We start from the raw sequence: 15,221 nt of genomic DNA on the forward strand, positions 1-15,221 counted from the left end.
TAAAAAATCCCCTGAGAAAAAAGCCCCAGGGGTACTGACCGCTACCGTCCCAGGGCTATCAGGGCCACCACCAACCCTTGACTTGTGCAGTTCGTACCATCTGGCCCTTAGTCTGCGGCATGGTGCCCCAGAATGCAAGCCACCTCTTTACGCTGTCCTGTACGCCGAACCACAAACCCGATACGCTAGGGCCTATGCGTTGGCTGACCTTCGACCTCGACGGCACCCTGGCCGACTGGCCCTTCCGTCATCTGATGCGGCCCCACATGGAGCCTTTGCTGGCCCAACCGACCATCCGAGCGGCCCTGCGCGAGGAGTACCTGAATCGGCTTGCCCAGGGTGACCCCACACGGGTCTACGACTGGGGCGACATTCATCGCGCCGTGCAGGAAAAACTGGGACTACCGCCCATCTTTCCTAATCTCCTCGAGGTGCTGGCGGAGGCCAGGTTTGAACACGGGATGGTCTACCCCGATGTACCCGCTGGGCTGGCGGCGTTCCGCAGCCAGGGCTACCGCATTGCGGTAGCGACCAATGGCCTGGCCAAGTATCAACAAATTCTGGTAGACAAGCTGGCCATCCCCTACGACCGGATTCTGGCCCCGGATATTTCGCAAGCCCTCAAGCCCGACCCGGCTTTCTGGAACCCGGTGCGAAACGAACTGGCAGACACTATTGTGCACATCGGCGACCTGCTCAGTCAGGACATCTGGGGAGCCAACGAAGCGGGCCTGGTCGCGGTGTGGATCTGGCGCACCATGCCCCAGGACTGGCGAGCAACGCCCGTACATGAGCGCACCCGCCACCCAGATCTGAACGCCGTAATCGCAGCCAGGGTACAGAGTGAACTCGAGGAGCACGGCTTTGTGGGCCGCGTTCGCCCCGAGGCCCCGCCCCGGCCCGATTACATCTTGGCCGACCTGCACGAACTACAGGCCGTGCTTCAGCAGGCAGATTAGCGCTCTTCACAAAAACTGAGCCATCCCGGATCAAGAATCTCTTTTCCTGCATAGAACCGTAGCCATCTGAATGGGCGGCCACGTCTGTGAAGGTCACCGATGGTCAGTCCTCAGGGCCACCCCAGCCCAAACGTACCGTGCAGGCTGCGAAACCAGCCTTCGGCATAGCCTCCGGCAATGTTGAGGCGGCTATAGCCAATCGTGAGCTTGCCCTCGAGGCCCGGTGTCACCACCCAGGGGGCTTCCAGACCCACCGCCCACTGCCCACCCAGGCCCCCCAGGTGATACCAGCGAGGGTCGCCATCCACCCCCCAGCCCTGGCCGCGCACCACGGTCTCGGGGTGAACCACCAAGGCCCCCAGACCCACCCTGGGTACCACCCGCAGCGGCCCCGCTTCCAGCGCGTAGGCCAGGTTAAAGAGCACGTAGTTGAAGCCATCGGTCACGTTGAACTGCTCAAAAATGCCCCTGTTGCTCTCGGCTGCGGCAAAGTAGAGCTTCTGGTGGATGAGCTCGAGCTCATATCTAAGGCCCACCCTTTCGCCGTACCACAGCCGCACCGTGTAGTAGGGAAATCCTTCCAGGTCGCGCCCCTCAAAACGAACCCCCTCCACCACGGTGGAGGGATACCCCCGCTGCACGACGCGCAGATCGGTGGGCGCATTGCTGGTCAGGCCCAGGGAAATTTGCAGGCCCAGGCTCTGGGCCACGGCGGTTCCCAACAACACCAGCAGGGCAACACAACCGCGCATACCCCAAGGTAGGGCCGCCTCATGAGGGGCTGCTGTTGAAAGGATAAACGGCTTGGGTTTGGGGGAATAAAAAAAGGCGGCTTTTCTGCCGCTGATAAAATAAATATATCATGCTATGCACTATGCGTCAAGCATATGCAGAGAACTCCCTCTAGAACGGCCATTCCGCCCATATCAAACCCCAAAACTCGAGACATTTCACCCAGGGCTGGTGCATAAAGTAAATCCACGCCTTCCTCCCCCAACGGGGGAGGCTAGGTGGGGGCATAACACTCAGCCATCTCGCCTTGCTACGAGCATTTTTGCAACCCCAGGCGTCTGAAGCACCCCTGGCTGAGGTTTGTGAGGGTTCACGCACCGACCCTGACATTTCACCCACTCTGACCCCTTTTTTACTTGAAGTCTGGGGGAGTGGACTGCCTACCGCCCGGCATACCAGAGCAGCTCGTGCTGCACAGGCCCCTCGTAGCCCGCCAGGTGAAAAGTCTCGCTGGCCAGACGGTGGCTGAAACGGTCCATGAAATTGAGCACTGAGAGCGCCTGGGTGCGGTGTTGGGCCATGGCCCGCAGTTTTTGCAGCAAGGCATCCATGGGCAATTGGCGCACATGGGTGGGGGGCAACCAACCCTCGAGGTACTCCGGCAGGGGTTGAGGCGGTGCATAAAAAAATAGTTTGATCTTTTGCCCCGACTTCCGGGCCGCTTGTACCACAAACTGGTGGGTGGCCACGTGGTCGGGGTGGCGGTTGGAGCCGTTGGGGGCAAAGGTAATAATGGCCCTGGGCCGCAATACTTCAAAGCGCCACAGCAGCAAGTCCACAATTTCAGGATGATCGGCCACCCCATTGGGGGTTGCAAAGCCGTGCCCCCTGGCCTCCCCTTCCAGCGAGCTATTGGGCCGCCCGTTGGGAAAATCGTGGAGTTCGAAGTGGCCCACCTTAAGGATGTCCACGGCGCGCTTCAGCTCCTCTGCACGAAAATCCCCCAGCCTCTCAGGCGCACACAGGCCCAGGGTTCGCCCTGCTTCGCCTTTGGTCAAAGTGATCAGGCCCGTTTCCAGACCCCAGTCGGCATATTGAATAAGCGTCCCCCCCGCACCAAACACTTCATCATCGGGATGGGGAACCACCACCAGCAAGTCCATGCCTCTATACTACCCAGAGCAGCTCCCTGTATTTAGTGCGATGCTCCGCCAGGCCCTGAAGATCAGGCCAGTAAATGTCTTGGATAGTTCGGTAGTTCCTTCCTATTGACAGAGCCTCAAGCATTTGATACTCTCTTCTTTGCGTCGCCAAACGGTGAGGCGAGAATCTTGAAAGCGTAGGTTAGGAAATAAATACGACCACAACGTGGTTTTTGCCACGTCAAAACTTTTGAGCATAAGCTCAAACCCAAAGCTCGCAAGAGCATTTTTGGAGAGTTTGATCCTGGCTCAGGGTGAACGCTGGCGGTATGCCTAAGACATGCAAGTCGCACGGACTGTTTCGGCAGTTAGTGGCGGACGGGTGAGTAACACGTAGGTGACCTGCCCCAAAGTCGGGGACAACTAGGAGAAATCTTAGCTAATCCCCGATGTGAACCTCGGTCCTGACCGATGTTCAAAGCTTCGGCGCTTTGGGATGGGCCTGCGCTGGATCAGGTAGTTGGTAGGGTAATGGCCTACCAAGCCGACGACCCATAGCTGGTCTGAGAGGACGACCAGCCACAGGGGTACTGAGACACGGACCCCACTCCTACGGGAGGCAGCAGTTAGGAATCTTCCCCAATGGGCGAAAGCCTGAGGGAGCGATACCGCTTGAAGGACGAAGCCCCTCGGGGTGTAAACTTCTGAACTGGGGACGATTATGACGGTACCCAGGTAATAGCACCGGCTAACTCCGTGCCAGCAGCCGCGGTAATACGGAGGGTGCGAGCGTTACCCGGATTTACTGGGTGTAAAGGGCGTGTAGGCGGTCTCTCAAGTCCGATGCTAAAGACCAAGGCTCAACCTCGGGAATGCGTTGGATACTGTGAGGCTAGACGGTCGGAGAGGGTAGCGGAATTTCCGGAGTAGCGGTGAAATGCGCAGATACCGGAAGGAACGCCAATAGCGAAAGCAGCTACCTGGACGATTTGTGACGCTGAGGCGCGAAAGCGTGGGGAGCAAACCGGATTAGATACCCGGGTAGTCCACGCCCTAAACGTTGAGTGCTGGGTGTCCGACATCTGTTGGGTGCCGTAGCTAACGCGTTAAGCACTCCACCTGGGAAGTACGGTCGCAAGACTGAAACTCAAAGGAATTGACGGGGGCCCGCACAAGCGGTGGAGCATGTGGTTTAATTCGAAGCAACGCGCAGAACCTTACCAGGTCTTGACATGTAGGGAATCTCGCTGAAAGGCGAGCGTGCCCGCAAGGGAACCCTAACACAGGTGCTGCATGGTCGTCGTCAGCTCGTGTCGTGAGATGTTGGGTTAAGTCCCGCAACGAGCGCAACCCTTGTTGCTAGTTGCTAGCGGTTCGGCCGAGCACTCTAGCGAGACTGCCTACGAAAGTAGGAGGAAGGCGGGGATGACGTCTGATCCGCATGGCCCTTACGACCTGGGCGACACACGTGCTACAATGCCGCGCACAAAGCGACGCTACTTCGCAAGAAGACGCTAATCGCCTAAATCGCGGCTCAGTTCGGATTGGGGTCTGCAACTCGACCCCATGAAGCTGGAATCGCTAGTAATCGCGAATCAGCCATGTCGCGGTGAATACGTTCCCGGGCCTTGTACACACCGCCCGTCAAGCCATGGAAGTGGGTTTTGCCTGAAATCGCCGGGAGCCTCAGGCAGGCGCTTAGGGTAAGGCTCATGACTGGGGCTAAGTCGTAACAAGGTAACTGTACCGGAAGGTGCGGTTGGATCACCTCCTTTCTAAGGAGTTTCATGCGCCGCTCGCGGCGCCAAGTCTGGCGGCCATCGTAGCCGAACCAGACCTTCGCGCAAGCGAAGACTCGCCTAACCTGCGCCAAGATTCGGCCCGCCCCGCAAGGGGCGGGTTTTTTTGCTTCTGAAAACAGGGTCGGTGTGTGAACCCTCGCAAATCGGCGACCTAGCTGGATATCGAAGCCCCCACCTAGCCTCCCCCGTTGGGGGAGGAAGGAGTAGTTTGCTTTATGCACCAGCCCCGCTTCTGATACCAGATTCGGTTAGTTCGGCGCCAAAGTGTGACGAACTAACAGGGCCGAAGTCATCCGCGTAGCGGAGGGCGATACCGCCCCTTGGAAGTTATCCGCGTAGCGGAGGGCGTAAGCCCCTTTGGAAGGGAGACGCTTTCTTCGCCGACCGTTCGGGAGGGGGGTGCTCTAGGATTCAAAAAGATAGCCTCTGGGGGATCTTTAGTTTGGATGATTATCTTTTTGAATCCGGTATGAAAAGGGGTTTTTCCCTCCTCCAGGAAGGCAGTAAACTCTTCTGAGGATGATCCTCGACCCCACCGAGCTCGAGCTGCGCCAAGACCCCCTGGCTTTTTTTGTTCACCTCTCCCGCACCAGCCCCGACATTACCACCTTCCGCTTTGCCTCGGGCAAGGAGATTGTTTTTCTCAACCACCCTGACCCGATTCGCGAAGTGCTCATCGAGCGGGCCGAGCTGTTCCACAAATCCGACCTGACCCGCGCCTTTGCCGGGGGCATGGGCAACGGCATTTTGCTTTCCGAGGGCGAGTTCTGGAAGCAGCAGAGCCGGCTGATGCGTCCGGCCTTCCACTACAAGCGCCTGCAGGGCTACGCCGAGGTGATGCGCCGGTTTACCCTGGAGATGCTCGCGCACTGGCAAAACAGCGAAATTCGGCACATCGACGAGGACATGAACGCCCTCACGTTGCGGGTGGTGGCCAAGTGCATGTTCGATGTGGAGGCCGGCGAAGACCGCGAGATCATGCACCGGGCCATCATGCTGGGGCAAAAGGTGGTGGGGCAGATGGTCTATGGCTGGCTCAACCTACCCGACTGGCACCCCGCCATGAACCGCGACGGCATCCGGGTGGTGCGGGCCCTGAACGAGATGGTGAGCCGTCACATCGCCTGGCGAAGGGAGCGCGGCGACCTGGGCGACGATCTGCTCTCCATGCTCCTGGAGGCCCAGAACCAGCCCGACGTAGAGCTTTCCGACCGGCAACTGCGCGACGAGGTGCTCACGGTAATCACGGCGGGCCTCGAGACCACCGCCAACGCCCTGATCTGGACGTGGTACCTGCTCGACCAGCATCCAGAGGTGAAGGCCAGGCTAAGGGCCGAGGTGGACAGCCTGGGCAAGCTGCCGGGCTTTGAAGGGGTGCAACGTCTGCCCTATCTGGATCAGGTCTTCAAGGAAAGCCTGCGGCTGTATCCGCCGGTCTGGATTATCGGGCGTGAAAACGTGGAGGCGCTCGAGCTCGGCGGCCTGAAGCTAGCCCCCAAGACCCAGATGGTGATGAGCCAGTGGACCGCCCACCGCGACCCCCGCTTCTTCGAGCAACCCGACCTTTTCCGGCCCGAGCGCTGGACCCCCGAGTTCGAAAAATCGCTGCCCAAGGGAGCCTATTTCCCCTTTAGCCTGGGGCCCCGGGTATGTACAGGTCAGGGTTTTGCCACGGTGGAGTACAAGATAATTGTGGCCACAGTGCTGCAAAAGTTCGACCTCGAGCTCGCCCGCCCGGCCCCCATCCGCCCTGAGCCCAACTTCACCCTCTGCGCTCACGGGGGGCTGCCCATGCGGGTGCGCGAGCGGAAGTAGCCCCCAGCTTTGCTAATCTGACCGGGCTTTGAGCACCTGGATGGAGGGCCCTTCAATCTGGCTACCCACGCCGATACCCTGTTGGGCAAACCAGCCCCAAGCCACCTCTAGCCGCCCCCGGTAAGCCACCTTGGGGAAGTAGCTGGGGCATCGGGCGCTACAGGGCTTTAGGTCAAGCACCTGCAAGATCACCCCATTGCGGTCGAAGAAAGCCACTGAGACCGGAGCGGTGTATGCACGGGCCTCGAGGGGCTGGTCGGTAACCTGCGGATGCAACCACATGAGCCCGCCGTGCTCGAGTACCATCCCCCGCAGTCGCTGCACTTTTTCGGGCTGTGCGGCCATGTCTACTATCTCCACGGTAAGGGCCACCGGCTGGGCATGCGGTGCTCTGAGGCTGATTCGCTCCTGGCCCAGGGCCCTGGAGGCAGTAACCGGGGAGGGGCGCCGGGCAGAAGCGGCCAGCAATACCATGGGCATTGCACCCAGAATCAGCAGCAGCACCATCAGGACTACCGAACTCCTGTACTCCCGCATGTTCTTATTGAGCACCCTGGCTGGCAATGGGAATAGGACACGGCCCACCGAGCCAGACATCCCGACAGTAGGATGGCCGGAAGACATCTTAAGCGAGTAAGAAAGCCAGGTTGTACTCGCCTAGGGCGTCACGGGCGGCACCTCCAGCCCAGGCGGCAGCAGGCCCAACTCGGCCCGGATGGGTTGCAGGCGTTCTAAAGCGGTTTGCAGCTCGGCTTGCGAAACCTCTACCGGCTTCAACACAAATGGGTTGACATTGAAGGGCCGGTCGGTTAGGGCACGAATTTTGCGAATCTCCTCGCCCAGCTTATCGGGCGGGAGCATGACCCCTGCCAGCGAGCCCAGTCCGCCCACGTTGGAAACAGCAGCCACCAGCTCGGGGGTGGTGGCCCCTCCCGCCATGGGGGCCTGAACGATGGGGTGGGGGGTCAGGTCAAAAGCCATGCCGGATTGTACTCACTTCCGCGCCACCGCGACCAGCGCCACCCCCAGCAAAATGATGGGCAGGGCGATAAAGGTGTAGATGTCCAGCTTTTCGTGGGCAATGAAAACCCCCAACAGCACCGCCACCACCGGGTTCACATAGGCGTAGCTGGTAGCCAGGGCGGGGCGCACGGTATCGAGCAGGTAGGTAAAAGCACTGTAGGCAATCAGGGAACCGAACACTGTGAGGTACAGCAGAGCCAGGATGGCCCCCAGGCCCGGCATCTGGATCATGCGCTCACCCAGGAGGAGGCTCAGGCCCAGCAGAAAAAGCCCGCCGGTGAGCATCTGGGTAGCCGAGGTCATCAGCCCGCTGGGCAGAGGAAGGTGGCGGCTCCAGGCCGTACCAAAGGCCCAGCACAGAGGCGCACAGGCCAGAATGAGTGTGGCCACCAGGTTGGAGCGCAGGGAGCCCTCGAGCGAGAGCAATATCACCCCACCAAACCCCACCAGGAGCCCCACCCACTCCGTGCGGTGCGGCCAGCGGCCCCACAGACCCGAGAACAGCACCACCAGCAGGGGAGTTGCGGCAGGAAAGATGGCGGTGAGGCTCGAGGCCACCCCCAGCGAGGAAGCCAGCATCACCCCGCCCATACCACCCCCCATCAGCAGAATGCCCACCCGGGCTGCACCCCCCCACTCCGCAGGTGTGGGCATGGGCATCCCCCGTCCACGCAAAAACACATACAGCGCTCCACCCGCCACCAGGAAGCGAATCGCACTACCCAGAAATGGAGGAAACCCCTGTACGGCGTAGTGGATGGCCAGGTAGGTCGAGCCCCAGATAAAGTACAAAGCCAGCAACGACAGCAGCACCAAGAGTGGGTTGTGGGGACGGAACAGGCTTGGCTGCACCGTCACAACCACTTTCTCTCCAGGGCTTCCTGGGTGCTGACCACCGTGCAGAACTCTCCCTCCAGGCTGGCCAGATGCACCCGGTGCACCTCGTCGGCCGGAATCATGCCCTCGGGGCTTTGCTTGGCAAAGGTAGCGCAGGCATCTCCCACCAGCCACACCTCGAAGCCCAGGTTGCCGGCCATGCGCACGGTGGTGGAGACGCAGTGGTCGGTGGTCAGGCCCGCCACCACCAAGCGGGCGATGCCCTCCCGGTGCAGATAGGCCTCGAGGTCGGTGCCTATAAAGGCGCTGTTGACGGTCTTGGCGAAGACCGGCTCCCCTTCCAGGGGGCGGGCCTCGAGCTTGAAGTCGTGTCCGGGTTGACCGGGGCAGAGCGGCGAGGTAAGGCGAAGCGAGTGGTGCTGGACGTGAAGAACCGGCGCACCGGTCTGCCGAAACTTCTCCAGCAAGGCGGCCACGTTGCGTTCGAACAGGGGGTTGTTGCGAGGGCCAAAGTAGGCGGTATCGTCGAGCCCTTGTTGGATGTCAATAAGCAGCAAGGCGGTTCTGGACATGGCCGGCCTCATTAGAGCACAAACCCAGAAAAGCTCAACCTGAGCCGGGACGGGATTGGCTAAAGCTGGCCTGCGGAGGATGACAGGCATCGGCTCAGGCTGAGGGTCTGGAGGTATTCCCCAAGCGGGGAATAACCCAATGATATACACTTTATGGCACTTTTGTCCATACATGGTTTGATATTTTGTTATCATACCGAATATGGTTCAGCTAGATATGCGCGACAAGGCGATTTTGCTCGAGCTACAGCAAGAAAGCCGGCTTTCCTATGCCGAAATGGGCAGCCGGGTAGGGCTTTCTCCGGCAGCCGTGCACGACCGGGTAAAAAAACTCGAGCGCAAAGGCGTTATCCGGGCATACAAAATTCAGGTAGACCCCGAAGCCCTGGGCCTCAAGCTAACGGCCTTTGTGGCCATTCGGCTGGACAACAACTTCACCGGACGGGAAATCCAGCCCGGCCTCGAGCAATTCCACCAGATCGAGGAGATGCACAGCATCGCCGGAGAAAATGACCTGTTGCTCAAGGTGCGCACCAGCGATACCAAAGCCCTGGAAGCTCTTATTTACCGTATTAAGGCCGTGCCAGGCATCGCCCGTATCACCTCGACCATTGTGCTCTCGACGGCGCTGGAAGGCCGCCCATTGGTTCCTGGCGAAAGCGACGAATCCATCGAGTTGCGTTGAGCGGGTATTGTAAGCGCTTACAAAAAAGTATGGCAGGTTAGCTTATGCCCAACTTTCTTTTGGAGTAGCAGGTATGTGCAAGCGGTGAAGAAGGGGAAGTGTCCCGGCTAACGTTTGCCTAGAGCCCCTGCGGCTAGACTCAGAGCCATGAGAGAGCGCATGTATGCCATTACCACCCCCGAAGAAGCCGACATATTTATCGACAGCCAGCCCGTTACCGCCATTTTCAAAGCCGGCACCTGCCACAAAACCATGCAGGGCTGGGGCAACGTAGAAAAAATACTGCGGGAACGACCCGAAATTCCGGTGGGCATTATCAAGGTGGTGGAGCACCGCCCGGCCTCCAACCGGGTGGCCGAGCGCACCGGCATTGTGCACCACTCACCCCAGATTATTCTTTTCCGCAACGGCCAGCCGCTCTTTGAGCTAAACAACTGGGACATTACCCTGGAAAACCTCGAGCCCCTCTTCAGCCAGCACCTGCCCGATGTGAAGGTAGAAAAACCACAGGAAGGTGGCACGAGCAACCTCGAGCCCTACAAGCGCCTGCTGGACGCTTACCTGAGTGGAGCTGTAAGTGAGTCACAGTTCACCTGGACGTATCTGAATATGTTCCGCGAGGATGCCTCGCTGCGCTCGCAGGAAGAGTTTGCGCTGCTCAACTCGCTGTTTGGCAACCCCGACGAGCACCACATTCACCCCAGGGCCATCATGCAATACGAGCAAGAAAACCCCCAGCCCACGCCTTTGCGCGAGCGGGTGCAGGCCCTGCGGGCTCAGCTCGAGACCCTGTAAACCCTGTCCGACGTGTTTTTGTCCCCGCCTTTAATGGTGGGGCTTCTCATTTCTCCCTGCATACTCAGCAATGCAAATAGGTCGAGCAGCCAACAATAAAAACCCCCTCAGGGCAGGGGGGTTAATGCGTATCTGGCGCAGTACAGCAGAATTGACGAGCCAGGTAAGGTGCTTAGCCTCGAGGGGTTCCAATGGGAACCTTATGAGCAGGGGTGGCTCGAGGCTAAGCAATGTAAATGTTAGGGAATAGTTGTGCAAAAGATATGGAAACGTTTACAAGATTAAGAATAGGCCTTACAGGAAGCCCCTACTCAAACCACACAGCGCATTGGGCCAATGTGGCATCTTGAGGAAGCATGTATCGGGCCTACTCCACCTCCCACTGCATCCTCGAGCTCCCTGAATATCACCCTTTCCCCAAGTACAAATACAGCGGGGTTGCCGAGGCGCTTAAGCAAGACCTGAACATCCAACCGGCCCCCGCCATTGCCTGGGAGACCCTGGCCCTGGCCCATACCCACGAGTACCTGCAAAAGCTCCGCACCGAGGGGCTGAGCCGCCAGGAGGCCCACAAGGTAGGGCTGCCCTGGACCCAAAGCCTGCTGACGCGGGCCTTACATGCTGCGGGCGGCACCCTGGCCGCCACCCAGGATGCCCTGCAAACCGGCCTGGGCCTCAACCTGGCCGGGGGCACCCACCATGCCTATCCAGGCCGGGCCGAGGGGTACTGCCTGTTCAACGACGTGGCCATAGCCATCGCCCAACTGCGGGCCCAAGGCTGGCGCGGACGGGCCCTGGTCGTAGACCTGGACGCCCACCAGGGCAACGGCACGGCGGTTTTTTTTCGGCATGACCCCCATGTGTTTACCCTCTCGATACACGCCGAGCGCAACTACCCCCTCAAAAAGGAGCAAAGCGACCTGGACGTGGGCTTGAGCGATGCCACCGGCGATGCCGAATATCTGGAAGCTCTGGAGCCCGCCCTGGAAAAAGCCTTCGCCTTCAGACCCGACCTGGTCTTCTTCAATGCGGGGGTAGATGTACTGCAAAACGACCGCTTTGGGCGGCTGGGCCTCAGTTTGTGGGGGCTGGCCGAGCGGGATCGGCGGGTGTTCGCAAAAGTGAAGCAGGCCCACGTGCCCCTGGTGGTGGTCATGGGCGGCGGCTACAACCGCGACCCCCACATCACGGTAACGGCCCATGCTCAGACCTACCGGCTGGCGCTCGAGGCCCGTTAGGGCGCGAGCCCACTGCGCAAAAGTGGGTGCACAACCCACTGCACACACCTCGTTTAGTGCTCGAGGCCCGCTAGGGCGCGAGCCCACTGCGTAAAAGTGGGTGCACAACCCACCACGCCGGCCTCGTCTTGCGCTCGAGGCCTGCTAGGGCGCGAGCCCACTGCGTAAAAGTGGGTGCACAACCCACCACGCCGGCCTCGTCTTGCGCTCGAGGCCCGCTAGGGCGCGAGCCCACTGCGTAAAAGTGGGTGCACAACCCACCACGCCGGCCTCGTCTTGCGCTCGAGGCCCGCTAGGGCGCGAGCCCACTGCGTAAAAGTGGGTGCACAACCCACTGCACACACCTCGTTTAGTGCTCGAGGTTCAGGGCGCTCATTGAACCCAGAATGGCAGGGTGCTGATGGCCGATAAAGCGCCATACGTCCTGAGACCTGCGGCCTCTGCAGCAAAATACCAAAGACCCCCAGATAGGCTGGCAGTCTCTTAAGCCTTTCCCTTAGACTGCCTGCATGCAACCACCCCGCAGTATTCTTTCCATTCAGAGTTGGGTCTCATACGGTCATGCCGGCAACGCTGCGGCGGTGTTCCCCTTGCAACGCATGGGCTTCGAGGTCTGGGCCATCCACACCGTTCAGTTCTCCAACCACACCGGCTACGGGCAGTGGAAGGGCATGATCATGCCCCCCGAGCACCTGAGCGCAGTGGTAGAAGGCATTGCCGAGCGCGAGGTGCTGGGGCAGTGCGACGCAGTGCTATCGGGCTACATGGGCAGCGGCGGCACAGCCGAGGCCATTTTGTCGGCCCTGGCCCGGGTACGCCAACGCAACCCCAGGGCGCTTTTTTGTTGCGACCCGGTGATGGGCGATGAGGGGCGGGGGTTGTTCGTGCGCCCCGAAATTCCCGAGATCATCAAGCACCAGGTGCTGCCCCGGGCCGACATCATCACCCCCAATCAGTTCGAGCTCGAGCTCCTCACCGAGCTTTCCGCCAAAACCCTGCGCGAGGTACTGGAGGCCGCCCACATCGTTCGTGCGCAAATTCATCAGGCCGGCCCCCGCATCGTGGTAGTCACCAGCATGCTGCGCGAGGGGGCGCCGGAGGGCACCATCGAAACCCTGGCCGTGGCCGATGAGGGGGCCTGGCTGGTGCGCACCCCCCGTATTCCCCTCGAGCCCCCCCGCAACGGCACTGGCGACGCCATCGCGGCGTTGTTCCTGGGCCATTACCTGAAAACCGGCAACGTGGCGCTGAGCCTGGAGAACGCGGTCTCGGCCATGTACAACATGCTCCTGCTCACCCACCAGATGAACACCCGCGAAATTCAACTAATAGCCGCCCAGGAAGAGTATGTGAACCCCAGCCAGCGCTTTTCCGCCGAACAGGTGGCGTAGTCGTAGAAGTAGGCCCAGCCCGCCACACGTACTGCACTGTAATAGGCGTAAGCCGCCGAGTAGCAGGCCGCCCGGCTCAAAAAGCTTTTGGGGCGGCAAATGCTGTTCATGTTGACCAGGAAGTTGTCGTCGGCAACAAATTCCTGTCCGACAGATGGTGGCTCATACCAGATTCGTTTAGTTCGGCGCCGGATGGCGGCGAACTAACAGGGCCGAATTTATCCGCGTAGCGGAGGGCGTAAGCCCCTTTGGAAGGGAGACGCTTTCTTCGCCGACCGTTCGGGAGGGTTGTGCTCTAGGATTCAAAAAGATAGCCTCTGGGGATCTTTGGTTTGGATGATTATCTTTTTGATCCGGTATAACCTGCTTCCGGCGGCCTGGGTAGGCTTCGCGGTAGCGGCCCCCAGCGGCTTTTTGCTGCTGTTGCCCGAGGCACAGAGCATTGGGGTAAGCCCAATATTTCTGGCCAAGATGGCCCTGATTGGCCTGGCCGGGCTCAACGCCTGGGTCTTCCATGCCCGTGTGGGGCGCAACGTGCAGGAGTGGAACCAGAACGTGGACCCACCCCCTGCGGCCAAACTGACAGCCCTCCTCTCGCTTCTGGTCTGGGTCGCGGTCATTGCCCTGGGACGGCTAATCGCTTACCTGACATGAAGCACAAAAGGTAGGGGGTCAGGGCTCCCCTCGAGCCCCAACCCCCTGGCAGCTTCGGTGGCCGAACAATGGCTTCTAGGTGGTTTGGGCCTGAAGGTGATCTCCCCTCGAGATTCATCGGCCCATGGACCACTGTCTCGCTCCGAAGTGGTTTTTTTAGTATGCCCTTATGATGAGCAGTTCCACGGTAATTTGACCAAAAAAACTTTAGCCCCCAAAGACACCTCGTTTTAAAGCGAGTCAAAACGGGCTTGCAGTGCTTTCTTCTCCTTACAGCACGTGTGTTGCAAAATCGAACAACGGTTTGAGCGTTAAAATGCGCACCAAAGTAGAGGCTATTGCATTCTCTGATTAAGTGTGATAAAAACGAGGACATACAGAACTGCAAACGATTGCAAAATAAGCTGGCACTATAAGAATATTATCACAAAATATCTTATGGCAGTACGGTTTATAAGCAATCATTAGTGCAAACGATTGCAAATTATGATTAGCCTCGACGATGTTGCCAAACTGGCCCAGGTCTCTCCTGCGACCGTTTCGCGCGCCCTATCCCGGCCCGAAATGGTCGCCGAGGCTACCCGCGAGCGCATTCTTCAGGCCGCCCGGGAGCTTGGTTACCAGCCCAACCAGCTTGCCCGAAGCCTGCGACAACGCAGCAGCCGTACCCTAGGCCTGATCATCACCGACATCCTCAACCCCTTTCACGCCACCCTGGCCAAAGGCGTGCAGGATGCCGCCGAGAAGCACAATTACACGGTTTTTCTCTTCAACACCGACGAAGACCCCGAAAAAGAGCAGCGTGCCCTCAACGCCCTGCGGGGTCATCTGCCCCAGGGGTTGCTAATCGTACCAACCCCTAAAGCCAAAGAAAACCTCAAGCTCGTACCCAAGCTGCCTACGGTAGAACTCGATCGCAGCAGCGGAACCCCCGGTGTACGCACAGTGATGGTTGACAACATTGGCGGAGCGCGCACCGCTGTGCAGCATCTGATTGAGCTGGGTCACCGACGTATCGGCATGATTGTCGGGCGTCTCGACATTTCCACCGCTGTCGAGCGTCTCCAGGGCTACCGAGAAGCCCTGACCGCAGCAGGTATCTCCTATTGCGAAAAACTGGTTCTTCCCGGCAACCACCGTGAGGAAGACGGGCGCCAAGCAGCCCTCACCCTGCTCAACCTTCCACCCGAAGAACGCCCCACCGCCCTGTTTGTAGGCAACAACGAGATGACCGTGGGCGCAGTGCTGGCGGTGCGTGAGCTGGGCCTGCGCATCCCCCAGGAACTCTCCATCGTAGGCTTCGACGACTCCCGCTGGGCGGCTACCATGCACCCAGCGCTAACCGTTGTGGCCCAGCCCACCTACGAGTTGGGCTTCCTGGCTTGTGAGACCCTTCTGAGTTCGCTTAGCCGGGGCCAGCCGGCCCTGCCAACCAGCATTCGGCTGGATGTGAGTTTCATTGTTCGAGAGTCCACCGCCCCACCGGACGGTTTTACCAATGGACTCAAGCGACGAAGGAGGCGGAAGCACTGAAGTATCAATGTCGGCGTCTGGCAATTAGGCTCTTTCTGGGTTG

14 protein-coding genes and 1 rRNA gene are annotated in these 15,221 nt (G+C 59.7%); 9 read left to right on the top strand and 6 right to left on the bottom strand.

Annotated features, from left to right (window positions below; genetic code table 11):
* The first annotated feature begins 194 nt into the window (after window positions 1-194).
* Window positions 195-959: an HAD family hydrolase gene (locus Q0X23_RS04540; RefSeq protein ID WP_297859187.1), complete on the top strand. Its 765-nt coding sequence runs from the start codon at window positions 195-197 to the stop codon at window positions 957-959.
* A gap of 110 nt (window positions 960-1,069) precedes the next feature.
* Here the strand turns inward: Q0X23_RS04540 and Q0X23_RS04545 are convergent, their stop codons facing one another.
* Window positions 1,070-1,711, bottom strand: a complete 642-nt coding sequence (locus tag Q0X23_RS04545; protein ID WP_297859188.1) for a hypothetical protein — start codon at window positions 1,709-1,711, stop codon at window positions 1,070-1,072.
* Window positions 1,712-2,131: 420 nt separating this feature from the next.
* Window positions 2,132-2,854, bottom strand: coding sequence for a PIG-L deacetylase family protein (locus Q0X23_RS04550; protein WP_297859189.1), 723 nt, complete (start codon window positions 2,852-2,854; stop codon window positions 2,132-2,134).
* A 265-nt stretch (window positions 2,855-3,119) separates the two neighbouring features.
* Here Q0X23_RS04550 and Q0X23_RS04555 point away from each other — a divergent pair.
* Together Q0X23_RS04555 and Q0X23_RS04560 are read left to right on the top strand one after the other, a co-directional pair.
* A 16S ribosomal RNA gene (locus Q0X23_RS04555) occupies window positions 3,120-4,608 on the top strand.
* Between the two features lie 546 nt (window positions 4,609-5,154).
* Window positions 5,155-6,450: a cytochrome P450 gene (locus Q0X23_RS04560; protein WP_297859190.1), complete on the top strand. Its 1,296-nt coding sequence runs from the start codon at window positions 5,155-5,157 to the stop codon at window positions 6,448-6,450.
* Window positions 6,451-6,462: 12 nt separating this feature from the next.
* Here Q0X23_RS04560 and Q0X23_RS04565 read toward each other — a convergent pair whose 3' ends face one another.
* The 4 genes from Q0X23_RS04565 to Q0X23_RS04580 form a co-directional block, all read right to left on the bottom strand.
* Window positions 6,463-6,987, bottom strand: coding sequence for a DUF192 domain-containing protein (locus tag Q0X23_RS04565; RefSeq protein WP_297859191.1), 525 nt, complete (start codon window positions 6,985-6,987; stop codon window positions 6,463-6,465).
* Window positions 6,988-7,107: 120 nt separating this feature from the next.
* Window positions 7,108-7,431 carry a nitronate monooxygenase gene (locus tag Q0X23_RS04570; RefSeq protein WP_297859192.1) on the bottom strand — a complete coding sequence of 108 codons (324 nt, stop codon included), beginning with the start codon at window positions 7,429-7,431 and terminating at the stop codon, window positions 7,108-7,110.
* A 12-nt stretch (window positions 7,432-7,443) separates the two neighbouring features.
* A complete protein-coding gene (yedA, locus tag Q0X23_RS04575) occupies window positions 7,444-8,337 on the bottom strand; it encodes a drug/metabolite exporter YedA (protein ID WP_297859193.1) in 894 nt (297 codons plus the stop codon).
* Complete coding sequence (locus Q0X23_RS04580; RefSeq protein WP_297859194.1) at window positions 8,328-8,882, bottom strand: cysteine hydrolase family protein; 555 nt, start codon at window positions 8,880-8,882, stop codon at window positions 8,328-8,330. Before Q0X23_RS04580 ends, yedA begins: the two co-directional genes overlap by 10 nt.
* A 202-nt stretch (window positions 8,883-9,084) precedes the next feature.
* Between Q0X23_RS04580 and Q0X23_RS04585 the strand changes: the two genes are divergently transcribed.
* The 6 genes from Q0X23_RS04585 (at window position 9,085) to Q0X23_RS04610 (ending at window position 15,178) form a co-directional block, all read left to right on the top strand.
* Complete coding sequence (locus tag Q0X23_RS04585) at window positions 9,085-9,567, top strand: Lrp/AsnC family transcriptional regulator (protein WP_297859195.1); 483 nt, start codon at window positions 9,085-9,087, stop codon at window positions 9,565-9,567.
* 147 nt (window positions 9,568-9,714) lie between these two features.
* Window positions 9,715-10,362: a monothiol bacilliredoxin BrxC family protein gene (locus Q0X23_RS04590; RefSeq protein WP_297859196.1), complete on the top strand. Its 648-nt coding sequence runs from the start codon at window positions 9,715-9,717 to the stop codon at window positions 10,360-10,362.
* Window positions 10,363-10,718: 356 nt separating this feature from the next.
* Window positions 10,719-11,600, top strand: a complete 882-nt coding sequence (locus Q0X23_RS04595; RefSeq protein WP_297859197.1) for a histone deacetylase — start codon at window positions 10,719-10,721, stop codon at window positions 11,598-11,600.
* Between the two features lie 509 nt (window positions 11,601-12,109).
* A complete protein-coding gene (pdxY, locus tag Q0X23_RS04600; protein WP_297859198.1) occupies window positions 12,110-12,991 on the top strand; it encodes a pyridoxal kinase PdxY in 882 nt (293 codons plus the stop codon).
* Between the two features lie 336 nt (window positions 12,992-13,327).
* Window positions 13,328-13,645, top strand: a complete 318-nt coding sequence (locus Q0X23_RS04605) for a hypothetical protein (protein ID WP_297859199.1) — start codon at window positions 13,328-13,330, stop codon at window positions 13,643-13,645.
* A gap of 486 nt (window positions 13,646-14,131) precedes the next feature.
* Window positions 14,132-15,178 carry a LacI family DNA-binding transcriptional regulator gene (locus tag Q0X23_RS04610; RefSeq protein ID WP_297859200.1) on the top strand — a complete coding sequence of 349 codons (1,047 nt, stop codon included), beginning with the start codon at window positions 14,132-14,134 and terminating at the stop codon, window positions 15,176-15,178.
* The last annotated feature ends 43 nt before the right edge of the window (window positions 15,179-15,221 follow it).

Source organism: Meiothermus sp. (assembly GCF_026004115.1).
Taxonomy (GTDB): domain Bacteria; phylum Deinococcota; class Deinococci; order Deinococcales; family Thermaceae; genus Meiothermus.